This window comes from Aeromonas sp. R7-5, assembly GCF_040908015.1.
Classification (GTDB): Bacteria; Pseudomonadota; Gammaproteobacteria; order Enterobacterales; family Aeromonadaceae; genus Aeromonas; species Aeromonas caviae.
On the sequence record NZ_JBFOCZ010000035.1, the window covers coordinates 113,865 to 135,024 of the forward strand.

The following is a 21,160-nucleotide window of genomic DNA, read 5'->3' on the forward strand; positions in this document are numbered from 1 at the left end:
ATTATCAAAATCATGCCAAAGAGGCATGATTTGGCCAGCCATCCCCGTCAAGAGAGCACCATGGATATTCGAGCCCTGCGTTACTTCGTCGAGCTGGTGCGGGAGCAGAGCTTCACCCGCGCCTCCGAGAAGCTGTTCGTCACCCAGCCCACCATCAGCAAAATGATCCGCAACATGGAAGAGGAGCTGGGCCAGCCCCTGCTGAGCCGGGTCGGCCGCCGCTTCACCCTGACCGACAGCGGCCAGGTGCTGTTCAATCGGGCCCAGACCATCCTGGCGGAGATGCAGCAGCTGGAGGCGGAGCTGGCGGACCTGCAGAGTCTGCAATCCGGACGTCTTGCCCTCGGCATCCCGCCCATGGTGGGCCATGTCTATGCGGATCTCATCCGTACCTATCGCAGCCGCTACCCCGGTGTGGAGCTCTCCATCGTCGAATATGGCGGGCGGCGCATCGAGCAGGCGGTGCTGGCGGGGGAGCTGGATCTCGCCATCACCATGCTGCCGACCAGGGAAGAGGGGGCCCTCTGCGCCTTGGATCTGGACAGTTACCCCATCTGGGTGGTGCTGCCGGACCTGCCCCGCTGGCGCGAGGGTGGCGAGATCCGGCTGGAGGCTCTGCGGGACGAACCCTTCCTGCTCTATACCCAGGCCTTCACCCTGAGCGAGCGGCTGGAGCAGGCCTGCGAGCAAGCCGGGTTCGTGCCCCAGGTGGCGGCCCGCAGCAGCCAGTGGGACTTTCTCACCGCCATGGTGCGAAGCGGCATGGGGGTCGCCTTCCTGCCGGAGCCCATCTGCCGGCGGCTGACGCCGGATGGGCTGGTGTTGCGCCCTCTGGCTCCGGCGCTGAGCTGGCGACTCGGGGTGATCTGGCCAGGGGATCGCTACCTCTCCCGCACCGCCGAGGCCTGGCTTGCCCTGTGCCGCGAGCAGGGCTGAGGGGCGGGTCTGGGGTTAGGGGGTCCCCGGTGACGCCATGCCTGTGACGAAGCGGGCATAGGCTGCGGAGTGTCGCACCTCCTCAATCTCGTCCCACACCTGTTGGCTGAGATCGGGGTGGGCCTGATGGAAGGGGTGGGAGAAGATGAGGTAGTAGGGTTTTTCGACCAGGGGAGGGGTGATCCGCTCGAGTGTGGCCTGCAACTGCGGGTGGGCGGCCAGGGTCCGTTCTGCGACCCCGGTTTGCAGGGCGGCGGCAACGGCGCGCTGCATCGCGACCTTCTTGAGCAGGATCAGTGGTTCCCTGCTGGAGTCATCCACCCTGACACCGCTCTCCCGCAGTTGGGCGACGATGGAGAAACCGGACTGCGCCGCAATGACGCCAGGGGCGACGAGCTGCCGGCCATCCCAGCGAACCTGTCCGCCTTTTGGCTGGTAGAGGCTGTAGCTCTCAGTGAGCAGGCGCTTGGCGGGATCAGGTGCTCCGTGTCGCATGGGGTAGACCCCTATGGTGCGAGCACGCTCTTCGCTGTAGCTCAGCTTGACGGCGGCATCGAGCTGGCCCTGGCTGACGAGGGAGAGGCAGCGTTTCCAGGGCAGGGGGGTGAGAATGATGGGATGCCCGATCCGGTTTGCCACCTCCTTGAGGTGGAACTGCACTATCCCCTCGCCGGACATCAGCAACCAGGGAGGCGAATCGCTGTTCTCCATGCAGGCACGAATGCTGCCGGGGGCGGCCATGACGCAGGTCGGCAGCAACCAGAACAGCAGCGCCAGGCAGAGAGTGCGCAAGGGGAGCCTGCCTGACAGGGGAGAACCGGCGAGCCAGTCAGGGAGCGATGCCAAAGTCATCCCTCATCGGGTCATAGAGATAGGCGCGGTAGTCGGTGCTCTCGTCGGGCAACTGCGGGTTGGTCAGCCGGAAGATCTGGCGTGAATCGAGCCGGGCAAAGACCAGGGAAGGCTGGAAATGATGGCGCCAGAGGCGCTGCAGGGAGCCATCTTTCCAGGCCAGTTGCAGGCCGCGCAAAAGGCGCTCGCGCTCCTTGCTGTAGGTGGCGTGGCTGTAGAGGGAGTGGATGAGCGGATAGAAGAGGGCAACATGGCTATCCACGGTCAGCCCCGGCAGGCCGGGTCTGTGGTTTTTCCACTCGCTCAATATCTCGTTGGCACCACGGCAGAAGAGATCGATCCGGCCACGGGCCACCAGGCGAAACAGTGACTCATAGTTATCCACCTCCTGCACCCTGAAGCCGTTGTAGCGCAGGATGTCGGCATCCCGCCAGCCTGTGCCCACCCCTTGCGTGAACTGCTGCAACTGGGACAGGGTGTGAACCCCGGCCAGGGCCTGGGCACGGGCGCTGCCGACAAAACAGACCCGGTAGCCGAGCACGCCCAGATCGATGGGGAAGGGGACCAGGGTGACGCCGGGTTGAGGGATCTCCTGGGGCCAGCTGTCGACGATGAAGAGGGCATTCTTGCCCGGCGTTTGCACTTCGAGCCGCATCCTCGCCTTGTTCATCCTGATGGCGTCGAGCAGTTCATAGTCGCCGTAATCGGGCCGTGTTTTCTCCAGCGCCAGCCGCATCGCCGCCCGGTAATAATTCATGCGGACATCCTGTTGGGTTTCCCCGGTGATCAGGGTGAAGCGGGTGGCCGCCATCGTGAGGGACGGGAGGGAGAGGGCGAGCAAAAGGAGCAGGATTCGATGCATCTTGACCGGGTTCGGCAACGGGATTGTGCCCAGTATAGACGGGCCATTCCCGTCGACACAGCGCTATCAGGCTCTGGCAGATCTGACCTCTTGAGAAGGGGGTCATGCGGATTTCATCAAGAGACCCAGGCGACGACAGAGTTGGCGCAGCGTCTGGTTGTCGAGGCAGCCAAAGCCGAGCAGCCACCCCTCCAGCGTCGGCGGGCCCAGGTAGAACTGGCCCAGATGGCGCAGCCCCAGCCCGCAGGCGTTGGCGGCATCGGTCCAGCGCGCCTCGCCACCGGGGGGCAGCAGCACGGCGCACTGCAGGCCGGCGCCGCTGTGGATGGGAGTGAGCCCCGGGCAGTGCTCGGCCAGTTCCGCCAGCAGCAGATCCCGTCTGCTCTGGTAGAGGAGGCGGCTCTGGCGCAGGTGGGTGGCGAAGTGCCCGCCCCGGATGAAGTCTGCCGTGACCGCTTGCTGCAACTGGTTGCTGTGGCCGTCGACGGCGGCCCGGGCGCGGCAGAAGGAGTCCATCAGCGGCCTGGGCAGCACCAGGTAGGCGAGGCGCAGCGAGCCGAACAGCACCTTGCTGAAGGTGCCCACATAGATCACGCGCCCCTGGCCGTCGAGCCCCTGCAGGGCGGGCAGGGGACGCTGATCATACTGGTACTCCCCATCGTAATCGTCCTCCAGGATCCAGGCGCCGTGACGCTCTGCCTCGGCCAGCAGCGCCATGCGGCGGGGCAGGCTCATGGGGACGCCAAGGGGGTACTGGTGTGCCGGGGTGCAGTAGATGAGGCGCGGCGCAGGATGATCCCCATGAGGGTTGAGCCCCTCTTCATCCACCGGCACCGGATGCACTCGGGCACCGGCGCTCTCCATGGCGGTGCGAGCCCCGGGATAACCGGGGTCTTCCACCCAGACGGTGTCACCGGCATCGATGAGCAACTGGGTCGCCAGCAGGATCCCCTGCTGGGAGCTGGTGAGGATCAGGATCTGATCCGGCTCGCACACCACGCCGCGTGACTGCACCAGATAGCTGCTGATGGCGGCGCGAAGTTCCCCAAGCCCCTGGGGATCCCCGTAGTTCATCCAGTCGCTGGCGCGCTGGCGCCACTGTTGCTGCATCAGCCGACCCCAGAGTGCCTGGGGGAAGAGACGGGGATCCGGCTGGCTGGAAGCAAAGGTGGTGCCCACCTCGGGCACGTCGTGACAGGCGCCACCCAGGGCCATCTCCTGGCCGCGACGGGAGAGGCCCGCTGCTGACTGGGGCGGGCGCGGCGCGGGGCGCACCGCCGCCAGGGCGACAAAGCTGCCGGCGCCCACCTTGCGCACCAGATACCCCTCCGCCTCGAGCCGGCCATAGGCCAGTTCCACCGTGCTGCGGGAGATCCCGAGATCCCGTGCCAGGAGACGGCTGGCGGGCAGGCGGCTGTGCAGGGGCAGGTGACCCGCCAGGATGGCCTCGCGCAGGGTACGCACCAGTTGTTCGTGCAGGGGCAGATCCCCTTGCTGCTGGCTGGCGAAGAGCGTTGGCAGAACGGTCATGGTGTGCTCCCGTTGGCTCGGGGGTTGCACCCCTTTCGAGGCAGGGAGCCTGCCCGCAGGGCATGGCGCGGCAGTGGGGCTGGCGACCGACGGGCAGAGCGGGTGGGGTGGATGGTCATGGTGGCGGCTCGATGAAATTGGTCTGCCCATATTGGCAAAATTGGTCGGCGTGGCAAGGCCATTTTGTCGCTACATTGGTGGTCACAGGGTGGCGCCAGCGGGCGGCACGGATTGGCAACACAAGGAGTCTGCATGTCGGAATACAGTGCCACCATCAGTTGGCAGCGGGGGGAGCACGAGCCCTTCGTCGATCAGCGTTACAGCCGGGCCCATGAGTGGGCGTTTGATGGCGGGGTCAGGGTGCCGGCCTCCTCCTCTCCCCATGTGGTGCCGCTGCCTTACTCGGTGACGGAACATGTGGACCCGGAAGAGGCGTTTGTGGCGGCCCTGTCCAGTTGCCACATGCTCACCTTCCTCTGGCTGGCGGCGAAGGCGGGCTATCGGGTAGAGAGCTACCGGGACGACGCGGTCGGCATCATGGCGAAAAACGGGCAAGGTCGCCTCGCCATGACCCGGGTCACCCTGCGTCCCAGGGTGATCTTCGGGGGAGAGCGGGAGCCCGCCCTGGCGGATCTGGAGCAGTTGCACCACCAGGCCCATGAGGAGTGCTTCATCGCCAACTCGGTCAACACCGTCGTCACCACAGAGATCGTCATCTAGTCATCAGGAGCGTTCAGGATGAGTCATGTATTGAGCACAGGGGTGGCAGGGGCCGCCGAAGCCAGCGCCTTTTTCGAGGCCCAGCTGAAGTTTCGTACCGATCCGGCGGATCTGGCCGCCGATCTGCTGGCAGGGGTGGCGGGGATCGTGGTCATCGATACCCGCTCCCCCGCACACTATGCCGAGGGGCACATTCCCGGCGCCATCTCCTTCCCCCACAGGACCATGACGGCGTCGACCACGGCGTTACTGGACCGGAACCTGGTGTATGTCTGCTATTGCGACGGCATCGGCTGCAACGGTTCGACCCAGGGGGCCTACAAGCTGGCGTCCCTCGGGTTTGAGGTCAAGGAGTTGATAGGGGGTCTGCACTGGTGGCGTCAGGACGGTTTCGCCGTCGCCACGGGCAGCGAGCCCGGAGTGCTGCTGGAAGGGGGAATTGCCTGTGCCTGTTGAACGTTGCAATGAGGGGGGCGACGCCTCCCTGTCCGGCGCCGCCCTTTTCAACGACTTTGGGCAGCCTCTGGGGCGTGCGCTGCCAGAATGGCGCGGCGCCGAGTTCCCTCCCCACCGCGCACTGCATGGCTGGGGCTGTCGTCTCGAGCCCCTTGATCCCGAGCGCCACCAGGGTGATCTGTGGCAGGCGTTCGGTGCCGACAGCGGGGCCATGTGGACTTACCTGACCAGCGGCCCTTTCGCGGACGAGGTCGCCATGGGGGTCTGGCTGCGGGAGGTCGCCACCAAGCGGGATCCCCAGTTCTACGGCATCATCGACGAGGAGAGCGGACGGGCGCTGGGACTGGCGAGCTACCTGCGCATCGATCCCCTGGCGGGCAGCATCGAGGTGGGCTGGCTGCACTTCTCCCCCGCCATGCAGCAGTCACGGCTGGCGACGGCGGCCATGGTGTTGATGATGGCCAATGCCTTTGCTCTGGGATACCGTCGCTACGAGTGGAAGTGCAATGCCCTGAACCTGCCTTCGCGCCAGGCGGCCCTGCGCCTGGGCTTTCACTATGAGGGGACCTTCCGTCAGGCGCGGGTGGACAAGGGACACAACCGGGATACGGCCTGGTTCTCCGTCATCGACAGCGAGTGGCCCGCCCTGAAAGGGTGCTTCGAGCGCTGGCTGGAGGACGGCAACTTCGACCATGCCGGGCGTCAGCGTCGCCGACTCTCCGAACTGACCGCCGCCTGCCGCTCTGCGGCGTGTTGAGGGCGGCAGATCACCCGCTGGGACGGGGCGGTTTCCGGTGCCGGGGCTTTGGGTCTCCTTCGCACACAAGGCGCCAGATCCGACATCCAGACGCAAGAGGCGCCAGTCATGGCGCCTCTGTTGTTTGTTCAGTCGTGATGATCGCCGATGGGAGCCGCAATCCAGTTCATCAGCCGGACCATGTCCCCGGGGGCCACGCCGACCGAGAGCCCCCGCTTGCCACCGCTCACCAGGATCTCGTCGAAGGCCATGGCGGAGTCGTCCAGCACGGTGGGCAGCAGCTTCTTCTGGGCCAGGGGACTGATGCCGCCCACCTTGTAGCCGGTCAGCTTTTCGGCTTCCGCCGGCTTCATCATCTCCACCTTCTTGAGCCCGGTTGCCTTGGCGAGCTGCTTGAGGCTGCACATGCCCGAGGAGGGCACGATGGCCACCACCGCCTGCTTGTCGTGATGGGCGAGCAGGGTCTTGAACACCTGCTCCTGGGGCAGACCCAGCTGGGTAGCGGCATGCTTGCCGAAGTCGTCGTGGGCTTCGCACTCGTAGGGGTAGAGCCTGTGGGGGATCTTGAGCTTTTTCAGCAAGTTGATGGCGGGTGTCATGGGGTCTCCTCGAACCGTGGCAAGGCCAGACAGTCTGCGCCCGGGAGCCGGATGTGGCAAGAACCAGTCTTCACACCCAATCGGGGCCTGTGTTAGCGTAACCGGGTGCCGGATCCTATGATTTGGGCACTTGTCCCCGCATTCCAATGCAATGCGCCGGCGATCGAAAGGAATCGTAGCCATGAATACCACAGCACTTTGCGCTCGCGATATCGACGCGATGGATCGATATGAGACCCTCGCCAGGCTGACCGCCCTTGATCGGGCCTATGGCATGGTCGAGTTCGATCTCGATGGTCGCATGGTGTCGGTCAACCCCCTGTTTTGCGACATGCTGGGCTATCCCCCCGAAGCGCTGGTGGGCCAGTCCCATCTCATGCTCTTGCCGCCGGATCTGCAGGCGGAGCATGATCTCTTCTGGCAGAGGGTATTGGGTGGCGAGATCCAGTCGGGGGAGTTTCGCCGGGTCAGGCAAGGTGGCAGCCCCCTCTGGCTCCATGCCACCTACATGCCCGTGACCGACGAGGCCGGCACCCTGCTGGGGGTGGTCAAGCTGGCGCACGACATTACCTCGGCTGTGATGGCCAAGCAACGGGTCGAGCAGCAGAGCCAGCTGTTTGACATCGTGGTGGCCGCGCACCAGAGTTTTCTGCTCGATCGCAATCTCGGCTCCGCCTGCGATACCGTCTTCGAGCGCCTGCTGAGCGTGAGCGAGAGTTCCTATGGTTTCATCGGCATCATCCAGTACGAGGATGGTCGTCCCAGTCTCTATGTCCCCTCCATCTCCAATGTCTCCTGGGATGAGGCGACCCATGCCTGGTATGAGCAGCAGCGCCAGAGCCGGGGCGGGCTCATCTTCAGCAAGCTCGACAACCTGTTTGGGCACGTGGTGACCCACAATACCCTGGTGTGCTGCAACGATCTGCCGAGCCATCCAGCCAGTCGCGGTGTCTCCCCCCGTGGTCATCCGCACCTGGAGAGCTTCCTCGGCATTCCCATCCGCCACAAGGGAGAGGCGATCGGCATGATCGCCCTGGCCAACCGCCCGGGTGGCTTTGACGAGACCCATGTCAGCCTGCTCGAGCCCCTTACCACGGCCCTTGGCACCCTTATCCACGCCCGCAACCTGGAGGACGAGCGCAGCCGCATGGAGCGGGTGCTGCGCTTCAACGCCGAGCACGACTTCTTGACCAAGCTGCCCAACCGCAGCAGCTTTTTCCAGCAGGCCAACGTGTTGCTGGATCACGTCCAGCACCATCCTGCCGAAGGGGAGGCCTGCTGCCTGGCCTTGATAGATATCGACTTCTTCAAACAAATCAATGATGTATATGGACACCTTGCCGGAGATGCCGTGCTGGCGTCGCTGGCGGGGCTCCTGATGCAGGCGGTACGCAGCAAGGATCTGGTGGCGCGATTTGGCGGGGAGGAGTTCATCCTGCTGCTGCGGGGCACGACCCTGGAGGAGGCCCACACCATCATGGAGCGCATCCGGCGCCAGGTGGAGCAGCACACCTTCCTGTACCAGCATCAGGCGATCACCGTCACCATCAGCGTGGGGCTCACGCCCTATCAGATGAGCTACAGGCGCATGGATGACTGGCTTCAATGCGTGGACCAGCGACTTTACGAGGCAAAACGTCGGGGTCGCAACCAGGTCTCCTGATGAGAGGCTATATCGCGAAATAAAACAGGGCGCCATCATGGCGCCCTGTTTGTTGTGGATGTTTTTTTTCCCTTAGAGGGGGCTGTGCTGGCGGCAATATCGGGATCCCCGTGCCCGGCAGAGACGAAAAAGGGCGCCGGGGCGCCCTTGTTTGCAACGGTCCGGGATCAGCCGGTGTTGCGCATGCCGGCGGCGATGCCGGCGATGGTGACCATCAGCGCCTGATCCAGCTCGGGGTGCAGGGTCTCCGGGTGGTTGCGGGAGCGATTGAGCAGCTCGGCCTGCAGCACGTTGAGCGGGTCGGTGTAGGGGTTGCGCAGCTTGATGGACTCCTTGATCCAGGGCTGATCGTCCAGCAGGTCGCCCTGCGGGCGCAGTTTCAGCACCACCTCGATGGAGTCGGCAAGCTCCTGACGCAGCTGCTTGCCGAGTGCCCACAGGTTCTCCGGCACCAGGCGGGTGTCATAGTATTCCGCTAGCCAGAGGTCGGCCTTGAGGAACACCATCTCCAGCATTTCGAGACGGGTGCGGAAGAAGGGCCACTGGCGGCTCATCTCGTCCAGCACGCTCTTCTGGCCGTCGTCGATGGCCTGTTGCAATCCCTTGTGGGCGCCGAGCCAGGCCGGCAGCATCAGCCGGTTCTGGGTCCAGGCGAAGATCCAGGGGATGGCGCGCAGGCTCTCGACACCGCCGTTGGGCTTGCGCTTGGCGGGGCGGGAACCGAGCGGCAGCTTGCCGAGCTCCATCTCCGGGGTGGCGGCACGGAAGTAAGGCACGAAGTCCGGGTGACCGCGCACGATACTGCGGTAGTGATCACAGGAGACAGACGCCAGCTGCTCCATGACGGCGCGCCAGCTCTCTTTCGGCTTGGGCGGCGGCAGCAGGTTCCCCTCCAGCACGGCGCTGGTGTAGAGGTTCAGGCTCTGGATGGCCACTTTCGGCAGGCCGAACTTGAAGCGGATCATCTCCCCCTGTTCGGTGACCCGCAGGCCGCCGCGCAGGGATCCCGGGGGTTGCGACAGGATCGCCTGATGGGCGGGGGCGCCGCCACGGCCGACGGTACCGCCGCGGCCATGGAACAGGGTGAGGCGGATGTTGTTGGCTTCAGCCAGCGCCACCAGGGATTCCATGGCGGCGTACTGGGCCCAGCCAGCGGCCATCATGCCCGCATCCTTGGCGGAGTCGGAGTAGCCGATCATCACGTACTGACGGCCCTGGATGTAACCGCGATACCAGTCCACCGACAGCAGGCGTTCCATCACGGCGGTGCCCGCCATCAGGTCTTCCTGGGTCTCGAACAGCGGGGCAACCGGCATGCGGAACTTGCAGCCAGCTTCCTTCAGTAACAGCTGGACCGCCAAGACATCGGACGGGGCACCGGCCATGGAGATGATGTAGATGCCGAACGCATCGGGGTCGTGCTGGGCGATGACGCGACAGGTGTCGATGGTCTCGCGGGTCTCGGCACTGGGATCCCAGTCGCTCGGGATGAGGGGGCGGCGGGAGTTCAGCTCGCGCAGCAGGAAGGCCTGCTTGTCCTCTTCGCTCCACTCGGCGTAGTCGCCCACACCCAGGTAGCGGGTCAGCTCGGAGAAGACCTGGCCGTGACGCTCGCCATCCTGACGGATGTCCAGCTTGACCAGGTGGATGCCGAAGCAGGCCAGCTTGCGCAGCACGTCCAGCAGCATGCCGTCGGCGATGTTGCCCATGCCGCAGGCGTGCAGGGAGTGGTAGCAGAGCTCCAGGGGCTCGCGCAGCTGGGCGGTGTTCTTGACCAGATCCCGGCTCTCGCTCGCCTGGCCCTGTACCTTGGCGGTCAGGTACTCCTGGGTCTCGCGCAGTTGCTCGCGCAGCTCACGCACCAGGGCGCGATAGGGCTCGGGATTGTCGCCGACCCGGGCACGCACGGCGTCGGTGCAATCGGCCATGGAGAGCTCGGAGGTGAGCTCCTTGATGTCCTTGTAGAACAGGCTCACCGCCATCCAGCGGCCCAGCTCCAGCACTTCGGCGGTCACCTTGGCGGTGACGAAGGGGTTGCCGTCACGGTCACCGCCCATCCAGGAGGTGAACTTGACCGGCGCGGCGTCCAGCGGCAGCCGCACACCCAGATGGTGTTGCAGGCGCTCGTCCAGATTGCGCATGAATTCGGGGATGGCCGGCCACAGGCTGTTTTCCACCACGGCGAAGCCCCACTTGGCTTCGTCCACCGGGGTCGGGCGCTGTTCGCGGATCTCGTTGGTGTGCCAGGCCTGGTTGACCAGTTGCTCGATGCGACTCTGGATCTTGTCCCGCTCGCGGGGCAGCAGATCGGAGAGTTCCAGGGCCTCGAGGCAGTCGTTGAGCTGCACGTGCTTGTGGATCAGGGTACGACGGGTCACCTCGGTGGGGTGAGCGGTCAGCACCAGATCGATGTCCAGCTCGCGCACGGCCTGGATGATGGCCTCCTGGGACAGGTTGGAGGCTTTCAGCTTGTCGAACATCTGCTCCAGCGGGTCCGGGGTGCAGACCTGCTCTTCGCAGCGACGGGAGATGGTGTGGAACTGCTCCGCCACGTTCGCCAGGTTGAGGAACTGGCTGAAGGCACGGGCCACGGGCAGCAGTTCGTCATCGGAGAGGGTACGCAGGGTGTCGAGCAGGCGCTCTCTGTCTGCCTCGTTTCCCTTGCGGGAAGACTTGGCCAGTTGGCGAATGGTCTCAATCTTGTCGAGGAAGGCCTGCCCCTGATGATCCTTGATGGATTTACCCAGCAGTTGGCCCAACATGCCTACGTTGGCCCGTAGTGCGGCGTACTTTTCGTTCATTCCACATCCTTATTTTGTTGGTGCCTCCTGACCTTCCAGGCGGGAGGCGACCTCACTTATTGTTGTGCGATTACAACATATGCTCCGTCATCTTAGGGGGACAATCTACCCAGATTGTCTGCGCAAGGTCAAATAACAAGCCGATTCAGAACATGTATTTCCCTCACCTGTCCCAAGGCGCCTGTCATGTAACTTACTTACATCCCTATTTGGCTAGACGCAGAAGCGCCGGATCAGGTGCTGCAGCACCGCCGTGGTCGGTTTGACGAACGACAGATCCAGGTATTCATCGGGCTGGTGGGCCTGGGTGATATGGCCTGGGCCCATCACTATGGTCTCGCAACCCAGCTGCTGGATAAAGGGGGCTTCGGTGCAATAGTTCACGGACTCGGCGGTCCGGCCGCTCGCCTTTTCCGCCTCCCGCACCAGCTCGGAATCATCCTGGCAGGCATAGGCCGGAATGGGTTCGTGCAGGTGCTGCAGGTGCAGGCAGCCGGGCTGGTGGATCTCGATGGGGGAGAGCGCCTCTTTCAGCATGCCCATCAGCTCGTCGGGACCCACCTGCGGGGTGGGCCTCATGTCGATGTGCAGCTCGCAGCAGCCGCAGATGCGGTTCGGGCTGTCGCCCCCCTGGATGTAGCCGAGGTTCAGGGTGGGCTGGGGCACGGCGAAGCGGTGATCCGCGTACTTCTCCTTCAGATCCTGCTGGAGCCTGAGCACCTGACCCATGGCCTTGTGCATGATCTCCATGGCATTGACGCCGTTGGCGGGATCCGAACTGTGGCCGCTTCGGCCTGTGATGCGAATGGCTTCCGACATGTGGCCCTTGTGGGCCACCACGGGCACCAGCCCGGTGGGTTCGCCGATCACCGCGTAGTCGGGTTTGAGTTCGGCTGCGGCGGCGATGGCGCGGGCCCCGGCCATGGTGGTCTCTTCATCGGCGGTGGCCAGGATGCGCAGCGGCTTGCTCAGGGTCTTGAGGTCGACTTCCTTGAGCGCTTCCACGATAAAGGCGAAGAAGCCCTTCATGTCGATGGTGCCGAGCCCGTACAGGCGGTTGCCCTCTTCGGTCACCTTGAAGGGGTCTTTGGTCCAGGCTCCTTCATCGAAGGGAACCGTATCCGTGTGGCCCGCCAGCAGCAGCCCCCCTTCTCCCGTACCATAGGTCGCCACCAGGTTGAACTTGCCCGGCAGATCCGGCAGGGCCGTCACCTCGCACTGGAATCCGAGCTGACCGAACCAGTCGGCCAGCAGCCGGATCACCGCCTCGTTGCTCTGATCCCAGCGAGTATCCGTGCTGCTGATAGAGGGAATCGCAATAATATTCTTATAAAGTGAAAAAAAATCCAGTTTGGCCATCAGCTCCTCCTTGCGTCCCCGGAGTGTTTCTGTTAGAAAATACAAATGCAAAGTGAGTGCATGAATATTCTGTTCGAGTGCTCATCGACAAGGCCTCTAGTTGTAAGGGAAAGTTAATGTTCTGTCACCTGATCTGTAACCGACGACGCATATCCGCCTGAATTGCCCCTCCGCACTCGTTGCATCAAAGGGGCGATAGCTGACCCCTTGCACCGCAGCACCATGCTGTGAATTTCGAACCCAGACTTGGAATACTCAAACATGCTTAAGACCGTTATCGTCGGTGCCAGTGGCTACGCGGGGGCCGAACTGGCCGCTCTGGTCCAGAACCATCCACAACTCGAGCTGTTCGGCCTCTATGTTTCCGCCGGCAGCCAGGACGCCCACAAACGTTTCTCTTCCCTGCATCCCCAATGGGTGGGCAAGCTGGATCAGCCGCTGCTGCCCCTGGACGATGACGGCATGACCCGGATCCTGACCCAGGCCGATCTGGTAGTGCTGGCCACTGCTCACGAGGTGAGTGCGGAACTCGCGCCCAAGTTCCTGGCCAAGGGGTTGCCGGTGTTCGATCTCTCCGGTGCCTTCCGGGTCAACGATCAGCAGTTCTACTCCTCCTTCTACGGCTTCACCCACGAGAATGAGCAGTGGCTGGAGCAGGCCGCCTACGGTCTGGCCGAGTGGAATGCCGATGCCGTCAAGGCCGCCCAGCTGATTGCCGTGCCGGGATGCTACCCGACCGCCTCCCTGTGCGCCCTCAAGCCGCTGCAACAGGCCGGGCTGATTGCCCAGGGGTGGCAGCCCATCATCAATGCGGTTTCCGGCGTCTCCGGGGCCGGTCGCAAGGCCGCCATCAACACCAGTTTCTGCGAAGTGAGCCTCAATCCCTACGGCACCTTCAATCACAGGCACCAGCCGGAGATCAGCCACCACCTTGGCAAGGAGGTGCTGTTCCAGCCCCACCTCGGCAACTATGTGCGGGGCATCCTGGCCACCATCTATGTGCAACTGGCGGAAGGGGTGACGCCGACCCAGGTGGATCAGGCCTACCTCAAGGCCTACGAAGGCAAGCCGCTGGTACGCCTCACCGGCCAGATGCCCTCCATCCGCGGCGTGGCGAGCACGCCCTACTGCGACATCGCCTGGCAGCAGCAGGGCAACATGCTGGTGGTGGTTTCTGCCATCGACAACCTGCTCAAGGGGGCCGCCTCGCAAGCCATGCAGTGCATAAATATCAAGTTTGGTTTTGAACCGGCCACCGGCCTGATTTAACGCTTTAAGAAAGGATCGAGAAGATGGACAAGCAGACGCTGGTAATCAAGTTGGGTGGTGCCCTGATCGAGAACGACGAGGCCCTGACCGCCCTGTTCGCCACCCTGAAGACCTTCCTGGATGATCAGCACCGTCCTCTGGTGCTGGTGCACGGTGGTGGCTGCCTGGTGGACGACCTGCTCAAGGGGCTGGGCATGGCCTCCACCAAGAAGAACGGCCTGCGGGTGACCCCGTTCGAGCAGATCCCCGTGATTGCCGGTGCCCTGGCCGGGACCGCCAACAAGATGATGATGGCCAAGGCCATCTCCACCGGCATTCCTGCTGTGGGTCTGTGCCTCGCCGACGGCGGTCTGTGCCAGGTGACCCAGCTCGATCCGGATCTCGGTGCGGTCGGTGACTGCAAACCGGGCAACCCGGCGCTGGTGGCCGGCATCCTGGGGCAGGGCTTCCTGCCGGTGGTGAGCTCCATCGGCATCACCGCCGACGGACAGATGATGAACGTCAATGCGGATCAGGCGGCCACCGCCATCGCCGAAGCGCTGGGCGCCGATCTGGTAATGCTGTCGGATGTGAGCGGCATTCTGGATGGCAAGGGCAAGCTGGTGCCGCAACTGGACAAGCAGAGCGCGCTGGACCTGATGGAGAAGGGAGTTATCACGGACGGCATGGCCGTCAAGGTGAAAGCCGCCCTGCACGCCGCCGAAACCCTGGGCAAGCCGGTCTGTGTCGCCAGCTGGCGCTACCCGGATCAGCTGCTCAAGCTGCTGGCTGGCGGCGCTGTTGGCACCCAGGTCACCCTCTGATCTCCACCGGGAAAAGGACAATCCGATGCAACATCTTCTGAAAGACAGTGATTTAAGCAAGGCCCAGATCGAGGCGCTGCTGGCGCTTGGCAAGGCGGTCAAGGCCGATCCGAAGAAATACAGCCAGGCCCTGGCGGGCAAGAGCGTGGTCACCCTGTTCGAGAAGCCCTCCCTGCGTACCCGGGTCACCTTCGACATCGGCATCGCCAAACTGGGTGGTCACAGCGTCTATCTGGATCAGCAGAACGGGGCGCTCGGCAAGCGGGAGTCGGTGAAGGATTTCGCCAGCAACCTGTCCCGCTGGTGTGACGCCATCGTCGCCCGGGTGTTCGATCACCAGACCCTGGTCGAGCTGGCCGAGTTCGGCTCGGTGCCTGTGGTCAACAGCCTGTGCAACCTCTACCACCCCTGCCAGGGGCTGGCGGATTTCATGACCATCAGCGAGCACTACAGCGATCTGTCCAAGGTGAAGCTGGCCTATCTCGGCGATGGCAACAACGTGAGCCACTCCCTGCTGCTGCTGGGGGCGACCCTCGGTACCGATGTGACCCTGGTCTGCCCGAAAGGCCATGGCCCGGATACCCAGATCTTCCTGCAGGCCCAGGCGCTGGCAGCTCAATCTGGCGCGACCATACATATCAGCGATGATGTCGCGGATATCGAAGGCTTTGACGTGGTTTATACCGATACCTGGGTTTCCATGGGTGACAACACACCAATGGAGCAGGTAAAAGATATCTTCATGCCTTATCAGATCAACCAGGCCCTGCTCGATCGGACCGGCATCCAGCACGTGCTGCACTGCCAGCCGGCCCACCGGGAGCTGGAGATCACCTCGGAGGTCATGGACGGCCCAGCCTCCCTCATCATGGATGAGGCAGAAAACCGGATGCATATCCAGAACGCCGTGCTGCTGACCCTGTTCGGACAGGGCCAGAAGTAATCCGGCAACCGACCCGGAATCACCCCTTTTTATCGAATCATCACGGAGAGAAGTAAATGAGCGGAATCAACAAGATCGTACTGGCTTACTCGGGCGGACTGGATACCTCGGCCATCATTCCCTGGCTGAAGGAGCACTATGACGCTGAAATCATCGCCTTCGTCGCCGACGTGGGCCAGGAGCGTGACGATCTGGAAGGGATCGAGCAGAAGGCCATCGCCTCCGGCGCGGTCAAGTGCATCGTCAAGGATCTGCGGGAAGAGTTCGTCAAAGAGTACGTCTACCCGACCCTGAAGACCGGCGCCGTCTATGAAGGCACCTACCTGCTGGGTACCTCCATGGCCCGTCCGGTGATCGCCAAGGCCATGGTCGAGGCTGCCCTGGCGGAAGGGGCTGATGCCATCTCCCACGGTTGCACCGGCAAGGGCAACGACCAGGTGCGGTTCGAAGGTGCGGTAGCTGCCCTGGCGCCCCAACTGAAAGTGATCGCCCCCTGGCGGTTGTGGGACATGCGTTCTCGGGAAGATCTGCTGGCCTATCTGGAAGCCCGCAACATCCCCTGCAAGGCGACCCTGAAGAAGATCTACAGCCGTGACGCCAACGCCTGGCACATCTCCACCGAGGGTGGCGAGCTGGAGAGCACCTGGAACGAGCCGTCCGAAGCCGTCTGGCAGTGGACCGTCTCTGCAGAGGATGCCCCGAACGAGCCGGAATACGTCAAGCTGACCGTGGCCAAGGGCGAAGTGGTCGCAGTTGACGATCAGCCGCTCAGCCCGCACCAGATCCTGACCACCCTGAACGAGCGTGCCGGCAAGCACGGCGTGGGCCGGATCGACATCACCGAGAACCGGATGGTGGGCATGAAGTCCCGTGGCTGCTACGAGACCCCGGGTGGTACCGTGATGGTTGCCGCACTGCGCGCCGTGGAAGAGCTGGTACTGGACAGACCGACCCGCGCCTGGCGGGAAAAGCTGGGTGCCGAGTTCTCCCACCTGGTGTATGACGGTCGCTGGTTCACCCCACTGTGCAAGGCCATTGTCGCCTCCGCCAATGCCATCGCCGAGGAGCTCGACGGTGAAGTGGTGCTGAAGATGTACAAGGGTCAGGTCACCGCGGTGCAGAAGAAGTCGCCGAACAGCCTCTACTCCGAAGACTTCGCCACCTTCGGTGCCGACGAAGTGTACGACCAGAGCCATGCCGAAGGCTTCATCCGTCTCTACACCCTGGCGAGCCGGATCCGCGCCATGAAAGAGCAGCATCAAGCCATCGGTGGCGACCATACCCACGGCTAAGCAAGCGCTATCACCCGTTGATTCGAGGGGGCATGGCCCCCTCTTTTACAGGCAGAGAGGCCCTTTGCCATCCTCATCGGGTGTGACAAGAGCGGCTGCGCCCTGGCCGCTTCTGTGAGATAACAGGCTCGCAGAAAAACAGGGCAAGATTTCAAGTTCGACGGCGCAAGGCGCCGCCGACAACGCATTCAAGGAGAGCAGTATGGCACTTTGGGGTGGACGCTTCAGTCAGGGAGCCGATAGCCGGTTCAAGCAGTTCAACGATTCGCTGCGGTTCGACTACCGTCTGGCGGAGCAGGATATTCAAGGCTCCATGGCCTGGGCCAAAGCGCTGGTCAAGGTGGGGGTGTTGACCGAGGGTGAACAGGCTCAGTTGCAGCAGGCGATGGAGGTACTGCTCGCCTCCGTGCAGCAGGATCCCCAGCAGATCCTCAGCTCGGACGCCGAAGACATCCACTCCTGGGTCGAGAGCCAGCTCATCGACGCCGTCGGCGCCCTTGGCAAGAAGCTGCACACCGGTCGCTCGCGCAACGATCAGGTCGCCACTGACCTCAAACTCTGGTGCAAGGCACAGGGCGAGCTGCTGCTCGGCTCCATCACCGCCCTGCAACAGGGGCTGGTGGCCTCCGCCCGTGCCAACCAGGCCGCGGTACTGCCGGGTTACACCCACCTGCAGCGGGCCCAGCCGGTCACTTACGCCCACTGGGCCCTGGCCTATGTGGAGATGCTGGAGCGGGACTACTCCCGCCTGCAGGATGCGCTGACGCGGCTCGACACCAGCCCCCTCGGCTGCGGCGCCCTGGCAGGCACCGCCTATGCCATCGACCGCGAAGCCTTGGCGCTCGACATGGGCTTTAGCGGCGCGACCCGCAACAGCCTGGATTCGGTGTCCGACCGGGATCACGTGGTGGAGCTGATGCATGTCGCGTCGCTGTCCATGACCCACCTGTCGCGGTTTGCCGAAGACCTCATCTTCTACAACACCGGCGAGGCGGGCTTTGTCGAGCTGTCTGACGCCGTCACCTCCGGCTCGTCCCTGATGCCCCAGAAGAAGAACCCGGACGCGCTGGAGCTCATTCGTGGCAAGACCGGCCGGGTGGTCGGCGCCCAGATGGGTATGTTGATGAGCCTCAAGGCGTTGCCGCTGGCCTACAACAAGGACATGCAGGAAGACAAAGAGGGGCTGTTCGATGCCCTCGACACCTGGCACGACTGCCTCGACATGGCGGCGCTGGTGCTGATCGATCTGAAGGTCAATGGCGAGCGCACCAAGGCGGCGGCCCAGGGCGGTTACGCCAACGCCACCGAGCTGGCGGACTATCTGGTGGCCAAGGGCATTCCGTTCCGCGAGGCGCACCATATCGTCGGCGAGACCGTGGTCTATGCGATCCAGGTGAAAAAGCCCTTGGAAGAACTCTCCCTCCCCGAGTTCCAGCGCTTCAGCCCCGTGGTGGGGGAGGATGTTTACCCGAACCTGGAGCTGGAAGCGACTCTGGCCAAGCGGGTTGCCAAGGGAGGCGTCGCTCGCGAGCAGATAGAGGCAGCCCTCACCGCCGCCGAAGCCTGGCTGAGCAAGCGGGCGGGTTAAGCCAACCGGCTCGCCATGGGAATTAGAAGGCAGAACGGCAACCCCAGGGTTGCCGTTTTTTATGGGTACGCCTCGGCGCCGTGGGGCGCGTTGACCAGGCGCTGTTCAGCCCCTGTGTCCGGCGCTGGCATGATGCACGGCGTCCGTAAGCAGTCGTTGCAACTGGCGTCTGGCCTCGTCGGTTTCATGGCTGGCGGCGAGCAGCACCACCCCCAGGGTGCCCGGTGAGGGCAGCACGCCGCCGAGGGTGGCGAGACTGGCCGGCATGCCGATGGGGGAACGCACCGTGATCCCTAGCCCGGCCTGCACGGCGGCCCAGATCCCGCCCAGGCTCTGGCTGGTGAAGGCGATCCGCCAGGGGATCCCGGCATCGTCGAGGGCGCGGATGGCCCGCGCCCGCATCAGGCAGGGGGCATCGAAGAGCACCAGGGGCAGGGGCTCCCCGCGCGCGAGCAAAGGGGCGAGGTCCCACTCGGGGTGGGCAATCCAGGCCAGTTGCACCACCTCGATGAGGGGAAGATCCTCCCGCTCTCCCTGTGGCTGCCAGGCGAGAGCCATGTCGAGGGTGCCTTCCCTGATCCCCTGCACCAGGGCCCCGTTGCGATCGATGCGGGTCGTCATGCGCAGGGCCGGGTGCTGACGACAGAGGGGCCCCAGCACGGCGGGGAGCAAAGATTCGCCGAAGTCCTCCTGCACCCCGAGCCGGATCTCCCCTTGCAGCAGTTCCCCTTTGAGGGCGAGCACGGCTTCGTCATTGAGCTCCAGCAGCCGCTTGGCGTAGCCCAGCAGGCGCTCACCGCTGGCCGTCGGCACCAGGTGACGTCCCTGCTTCATGACCAGATCGGTGCCGCACTGTTGTTCGAGTTTTTTCAACTGGGCGCTGACCGCCGAGGTGGAGCGGCACAGCCGCTGCGCCGCCAGCGCAAAGCTGCCGCACTCCAGCCCCAGCACGTAGCTGCGCAGGGCATCGAGATCCAGGCTGGGGGGAAGGGGTGACATAACTATCCTTATAATCGGGATGATTGGTCTTGAATATTTCGATTTTTTAAATTGTAGCAGTGAGGGAGAGTGGCTTCATCCACCAAGGAGATTGTCATGACACCCGATGTTCCCGATCGCGCCACCCTGGCGCAGCTTGCCCCCCGACTCGCCCGACTGGCGGAAGAGACGCTGTTTGGCGATATCTGGCAGCGCCCCACCCTCTCGGCCCGCGAGCGCAGCCTGATCACCCTGGCCATCCTGGCGTCACTGGGCCGGGTGCAACAACTGCCCTGGCATATTGCATTCGCCCGGCAAAACGGCCTGTCCCGGGATGAGCTGGAAGAGCTGTTCACCCATCTTGCCTTCTACGCCGGTTTGCCCGCCGCAGTGACGGCCGTGGGCTATCTGCCCCCCCGCGAGGAGGTGACCCCATGCCGCTGACCCGTATCACCCTGTGCGAGGGGATGAGCGACGCACACCTGCAGCAACTCAGCGCCCTCTACCACCAGACCCTGGTGGAGGTGTTCGAGGTGCCGCCGGAGGATAAATTCCAGATCCTCGAGATCTTGCCTGCCAGTGCGCTCATCTATGACCCCCATTACCAGACTGGCCGCCGGGACCAAGGTTTCATCCTCTTCCAGATCCTGGCGGGCAAGGTGCGCAGCACCGCGACCAGGGAGCGGCTTTATGCACGTCTCGCCGAGCGCCTTGAGGCCGAGCTTGGGATCCACCCCGACAACCTCATGGTGGTGATCCAGCAGACCGATGCCGAGGCGTGGAGTTTCGGTAAGGGCCGGATGTTCAGACAAGAGGTGGCCTCATGATCGCCATGCACTACCGATTCACCCTGCCCGCAGACTACGACATGGAGCTGATCGAGCAGCGGATCGCCAGCAATGGCGCCAGACTGGACGGCTTTCCCGGTCTGTTGTTCAAGGCCTATCTCTACAGCCGTCAGGACGATGGAGCCCTGCCGGGGCAGGAGAACCGCTATGCCCCCTTCTATGTGTGGCACAGCGCCGAGGCGATGCACCGATTCCTGGCAAGCGAGGGATTCGCGGCGCTCACCCGGCATTTCGGTTGGCCCCGCATCGAGACCTGGCATCTGCTGCGGGCGCCGGATCCGGCCTCCCTCGACGGGGCTTGCATGGCCAGGCTGCGGCGCACCAAGGTCGCTTCCCACGACCAGCTGGCCGACCTGCACGGCGAGGCCATGGTGAGCGGCTGGGATCTCACCCGATGGGAATGGCTGGAGGCGGATTTTCTCTCGTCCCTCTCATCGCCCTTGCCTGGCGGAGGCGAGATCTACCGTATCGGCTATCTGGCGAAGGGGGGAGGGGTGTAAAGCGGAATTATATTTGTCATTGATGTTATTTTCCCATTCACTTGGGCTGTGAAAGTGATATTTGCATCGTGAACATAGGGTGTTATGTCTCGCTTGTGGATGATGATGTGGAATTGCGTTCACCCGCGGCAATGAACTGGCTCAGTGGGGCACATTCAGGGTGACGGCCCGCGCCGGGCAGGGCATGATCCCGCTGCAATGCGTATGGACGCGTCAACCGGATCAAGGAGTTCCCATGTACCTGCCACCCCATTTCGCCGTTACCGACCCCGAGGCGCTGCACCAGCTGATGCAGGCGCCCCCCCTGGGGGCCCTGATCACCTGTGGTGAAGGGGGGCTGGATGCCAACCACCTGCCGTTCGAGTTCGATGGGGCGCAGGGGGCCCACGGGGTGTTGCGGGCCC

The 21,160-nt window shown here is 63.8% G+C and carries 21 protein-coding genes; 14 read left to right on the forward strand and 7 right to left on the reverse strand.

Annotated features, from left to right (window positions below; genetic code table 11):
- Positions 1–60 precede the first annotated feature (60 nt).
- Positions 61–936 carry a LysR substrate-binding domain-containing protein gene (locus AB5Y53_RS20430; RefSeq protein ID WP_368183063.1) on the forward strand — a complete coding sequence of 292 codons (876 nt, stop codon included), beginning with the start codon at positions 61–63 and terminating at the stop codon, positions 934–936.
- 15 nt (positions 937–951) lie between these two features.
- On the opposite strand, the gene AB5Y53_RS20435 is transcribed toward AB5Y53_RS20430, so the two are convergent.
- The 3 genes from AB5Y53_RS20435 to AB5Y53_RS20445 all read right to left on the reverse strand — a co-directional run bounded on the left by AB5Y53_RS20435 (position 952) and on the right by AB5Y53_RS20445 (position 4,180).
- Positions 952–1,782, reverse strand: coding sequence for a substrate-binding periplasmic protein (locus AB5Y53_RS20435; protein WP_368183064.1), 831 nt, complete (start codon positions 1,780–1,782; stop codon positions 952–954).
- On the reverse strand, positions 1,766–2,599 hold the full coding sequence (locus tag AB5Y53_RS20440; RefSeq protein WP_201969908.1) for a hypothetical protein: 834 nt from the start codon (positions 2,597–2,599) through the stop codon (positions 1,766–1,768). The genes AB5Y53_RS20435 and AB5Y53_RS20440 overlap by 17 nt, the downstream gene beginning before the upstream one ends.
- Positions 2,600–2,752: 153 nt before the next feature.
- Entirely contained in the window at positions 2,753–4,180 is a 1,428-nt protein-coding gene (locus tag AB5Y53_RS20445) for a PLP-dependent aminotransferase family protein (RefSeq protein ID WP_103858797.1), read from the reverse strand.
- Between the two features lie 252 nt (positions 4,181–4,432).
- Between AB5Y53_RS20445 and AB5Y53_RS20450 the strand changes: the two genes are divergently transcribed.
- The 3 genes from AB5Y53_RS20450 to AB5Y53_RS20460 are packed head-to-tail and all read left to right on the forward strand — an operon-like array spanning position 4,433 to position 6,113.
- Positions 4,433–4,900, forward strand: coding sequence for an OsmC family protein (locus AB5Y53_RS20450; RefSeq protein ID WP_368183065.1), 468 nt, complete (start codon positions 4,433–4,435; stop codon positions 4,898–4,900).
- An 18-nt stretch (positions 4,901–4,918) separates the two neighbouring features.
- A complete protein-coding gene (locus AB5Y53_RS20455; protein WP_029314812.1) occupies positions 4,919–5,356 on the forward strand; it encodes a rhodanese-like domain-containing protein in 438 nt (145 codons plus the stop codon).
- Positions 5,346–6,113: a GNAT family N-acetyltransferase gene (locus tag AB5Y53_RS20460; protein WP_368183066.1), complete on the forward strand. Its 768-nt coding sequence runs from the start codon at positions 5,346–5,348 to the stop codon at positions 6,111–6,113. Before AB5Y53_RS20455 ends, AB5Y53_RS20460 begins: the two co-directional genes overlap by 11 nt.
- 128 nt (positions 6,114–6,241) lie before the next feature.
- On the opposite strand, the gene ybaK is transcribed toward AB5Y53_RS20460, so the two are convergent.
- Positions 6,242–6,712: a Cys-tRNA(Pro) deacylase gene (gene ybaK, locus AB5Y53_RS20465; RefSeq protein ID WP_368183068.1), complete on the reverse strand. Its 471-nt coding sequence runs from the start codon at positions 6,710–6,712 to the stop codon at positions 6,242–6,244.
- A gap of 181 nt (positions 6,713–6,893) precedes the next feature.
- Here ybaK and AB5Y53_RS20470 point away from each other — a divergent pair, with 181 nt between their 5' ends.
- Positions 6,894–8,375, forward strand: coding sequence for a diguanylate cyclase (locus AB5Y53_RS20470; RefSeq protein WP_368183069.1), 1,482 nt, complete (start codon positions 6,894–6,896; stop codon positions 8,373–8,375).
- A gap of 167 nt (positions 8,376–8,542) precedes the next feature.
- Here the strand turns inward: AB5Y53_RS20470 and ppc are convergent, their stop codons facing one another.
- Both ppc and argE read right to left on the reverse strand, forming a co-directional pair.
- Positions 8,543–11,176 (reverse strand): phosphoenolpyruvate carboxylase, encoded by a 2,634-nt coding sequence (ppc, locus tag AB5Y53_RS20475; RefSeq protein WP_368183070.1) that lies wholly within the window; start codon positions 11,174–11,176, stop codon positions 8,543–8,545.
- 213 nt (positions 11,177–11,389) lie between these two features.
- The gene (gene argE / locus AB5Y53_RS20480; RefSeq protein ID WP_368183071.1) at positions 11,390–12,535 is read right to left on the reverse strand and encodes an acetylornithine deacetylase; all 1,146 of its coding nucleotides are present in this window, start codon (positions 12,533–12,535) and stop codon (positions 11,390–11,392) included.
- Positions 12,536–12,796: 261 nt separating this feature from the next.
- Here argE and argC point away from each other — a divergent pair, with 261 nt between their 5' ends.
- From argC to argH, 5 genes are all read left to right on the forward strand, one after another.
- Positions 12,797–13,804, forward strand: a complete 1,008-nt coding sequence (gene argC / locus AB5Y53_RS20485) for an N-acetyl-gamma-glutamyl-phosphate reductase (RefSeq protein ID WP_368183072.1) — start codon at positions 12,797–12,799, stop codon at positions 13,802–13,804.
- A gap of 23 nt (positions 13,805–13,827) precedes the next feature.
- Entirely contained in the window at positions 13,828–14,607 is a 780-nt protein-coding gene (gene argB / locus AB5Y53_RS20490; RefSeq protein ID WP_368183073.1) for an acetylglutamate kinase, read from the forward strand.
- Between the two features lie 25 nt (positions 14,608–14,632).
- Positions 14,633–15,550: an ornithine carbamoyltransferase gene (locus tag AB5Y53_RS20495; protein WP_010675688.1), complete on the forward strand. Its 918-nt coding sequence runs from the start codon at positions 14,633–14,635 to the stop codon at positions 15,548–15,550.
- A 56-nt stretch (positions 15,551–15,606) separates the two neighbouring features.
- On the forward strand, positions 15,607–16,842 hold the full coding sequence (locus tag AB5Y53_RS20500) for an argininosuccinate synthase (RefSeq protein ID WP_010675687.1): 1,236 nt from the start codon (positions 15,607–15,609) through the stop codon (positions 16,840–16,842).
- A gap of 202 nt (positions 16,843–17,044) precedes the next feature.
- Entirely contained in the window at positions 17,045–18,430 is a 1,386-nt protein-coding gene (gene argH, locus AB5Y53_RS20505) for an argininosuccinate lyase (protein WP_368183075.1), read from the forward strand.
- Positions 18,431–18,535: 105 nt separating this feature from the next.
- On the opposite strand, the gene AB5Y53_RS20510 is transcribed toward argH, so the two are convergent.
- Positions 18,536–19,429 carry a LysR substrate-binding domain-containing protein gene (locus tag AB5Y53_RS20510; protein ID WP_368183078.1) on the reverse strand — a complete coding sequence of 298 codons (894 nt, stop codon included), beginning with the start codon at positions 19,427–19,429 and terminating at the stop codon, positions 18,536–18,538.
- Between the two features lie 96 nt (positions 19,430–19,525).
- Between AB5Y53_RS20510 and AB5Y53_RS20515 the strand changes: the two genes are divergently transcribed.
- From AB5Y53_RS20515 to AB5Y53_RS20530, 4 genes are all read left to right on the forward strand, one after another.
- A complete protein-coding gene (locus AB5Y53_RS20515) occupies positions 19,526–19,852 on the forward strand; it encodes a carboxymuconolactone decarboxylase family protein (RefSeq protein WP_010675684.1) in 327 nt (108 codons plus the stop codon).
- Positions 19,843–20,235: a tautomerase family protein gene (locus AB5Y53_RS20520; RefSeq protein WP_368183080.1), complete on the forward strand. Its 393-nt coding sequence runs from the start codon at positions 19,843–19,845 to the stop codon at positions 20,233–20,235. The genes AB5Y53_RS20515 and AB5Y53_RS20520 overlap by 10 nt, the downstream gene beginning before the upstream one ends.
- Positions 20,232–20,756 carry a DUF4865 family protein gene (locus tag AB5Y53_RS20525; protein ID WP_368183081.1) on the forward strand — a complete coding sequence of 175 codons (525 nt, stop codon included), beginning with the start codon at positions 20,232–20,234 and terminating at the stop codon, positions 20,754–20,756. Before AB5Y53_RS20520 ends, AB5Y53_RS20525 begins: the two co-directional genes overlap by 4 nt.
- 235 nt (positions 20,757–20,991) lie before the next feature.
- The coding region (locus AB5Y53_RS20530) for an FMN-binding negative transcriptional regulator (RefSeq protein ID WP_368183155.1) at positions 20,992–21,160 on the forward strand (169 nt) is incomplete at its 3' end.

Bases quoted from the DNA above. Each gene is read 5' to 3' on its own strand.
- AB5Y53_RS20430 (WP_368183063.1), top strand. From the start codon at position 61: ATGGATATTCGAGCCCTGCGTTACTTCGTCGAGCTGGTGCGGGAGCAG.
- AB5Y53_RS20440 (WP_201969908.1), bottom strand. From the start codon at position 2,599: ATGGCGGCCACCCGCTTCACCCTGATCACCGGGGAAACCCAACAGGAT.
- AB5Y53_RS20445 (WP_103858797.1), bottom strand. From the start codon at position 4,180: ATGACCGTTCTGCCAACGCTCTTCGCCAGCCAGCAGCAAGGGGATCTG.
- AB5Y53_RS20450 (WP_368183065.1), top strand. From the start codon at position 4,433: ATGTCGGAATACAGTGCCACCATCAGTTGGCAGCGGGGGGAGCACGAG.
- AB5Y53_RS20455 (WP_029314812.1), top strand. From the start codon at position 4,919: ATGAGTCATGTATTGAGCACAGGGGTGGCAGGGGCCGCCGAAGCCAGC.
- ybaK (WP_368183068.1), bottom strand. From the start codon at position 6,712: ATGACACCCGCCATCAACTTGCTGAAAAAGCTCAAGATCCCCCACAGG.
- AB5Y53_RS20470 (WP_368183069.1), top strand. From the start codon at position 6,894: ATGAATACCACAGCACTTTGCGCTCGCGATATCGACGCGATGGATCGA.
- ppc (WP_368183070.1), bottom strand. From the start codon at position 11,176: ATGAACGAAAAGTACGCCGCACTACGGGCCAACGTAGGCATGTTGGGC.
- argE (WP_368183071.1), bottom strand. From the start codon at position 12,535: ATGGCCAAACTGGATTTTTTTTCACTTTATAAGAATATTATTGCGATT.
- argC (WP_368183072.1), top strand. From the start codon at position 12,797: ATGCTTAAGACCGTTATCGTCGGTGCCAGTGGCTACGCGGGGGCCGAA.
- argB (WP_368183073.1), top strand. From the start codon at position 13,828: ATGGACAAGCAGACGCTGGTAATCAAGTTGGGTGGTGCCCTGATCGAG.
- AB5Y53_RS20495 (WP_010675688.1), top strand. From the start codon at position 14,633: ATGCAACATCTTCTGAAAGACAGTGATTTAAGCAAGGCCCAGATCGAG.
- AB5Y53_RS20500 (WP_010675687.1), top strand. From the start codon at position 15,607: ATGAGCGGAATCAACAAGATCGTACTGGCTTACTCGGGCGGACTGGAT.
- argH (WP_368183075.1), top strand. From the start codon at position 17,045: ATGGCACTTTGGGGTGGACGCTTCAGTCAGGGAGCCGATAGCCGGTTC.
- AB5Y53_RS20510 (WP_368183078.1), bottom strand. From the start codon at position 19,429: ATGTCACCCCTTCCCCCCAGCCTGGATCTCGATGCCCTGCGCAGCTAC.
- AB5Y53_RS20515 (WP_010675684.1), top strand. From the start codon at position 19,526: ATGACACCCGATGTTCCCGATCGCGCCACCCTGGCGCAGCTTGCCCCC.
- AB5Y53_RS20520 (WP_368183080.1), top strand. From the start codon at position 19,843: ATGCCGCTGACCCGTATCACCCTGTGCGAGGGGATGAGCGACGCACAC.
- AB5Y53_RS20525 (WP_368183081.1), top strand. From the start codon at position 20,232: ATGATCGCCATGCACTACCGATTCACCCTGCCCGCAGACTACGACATG.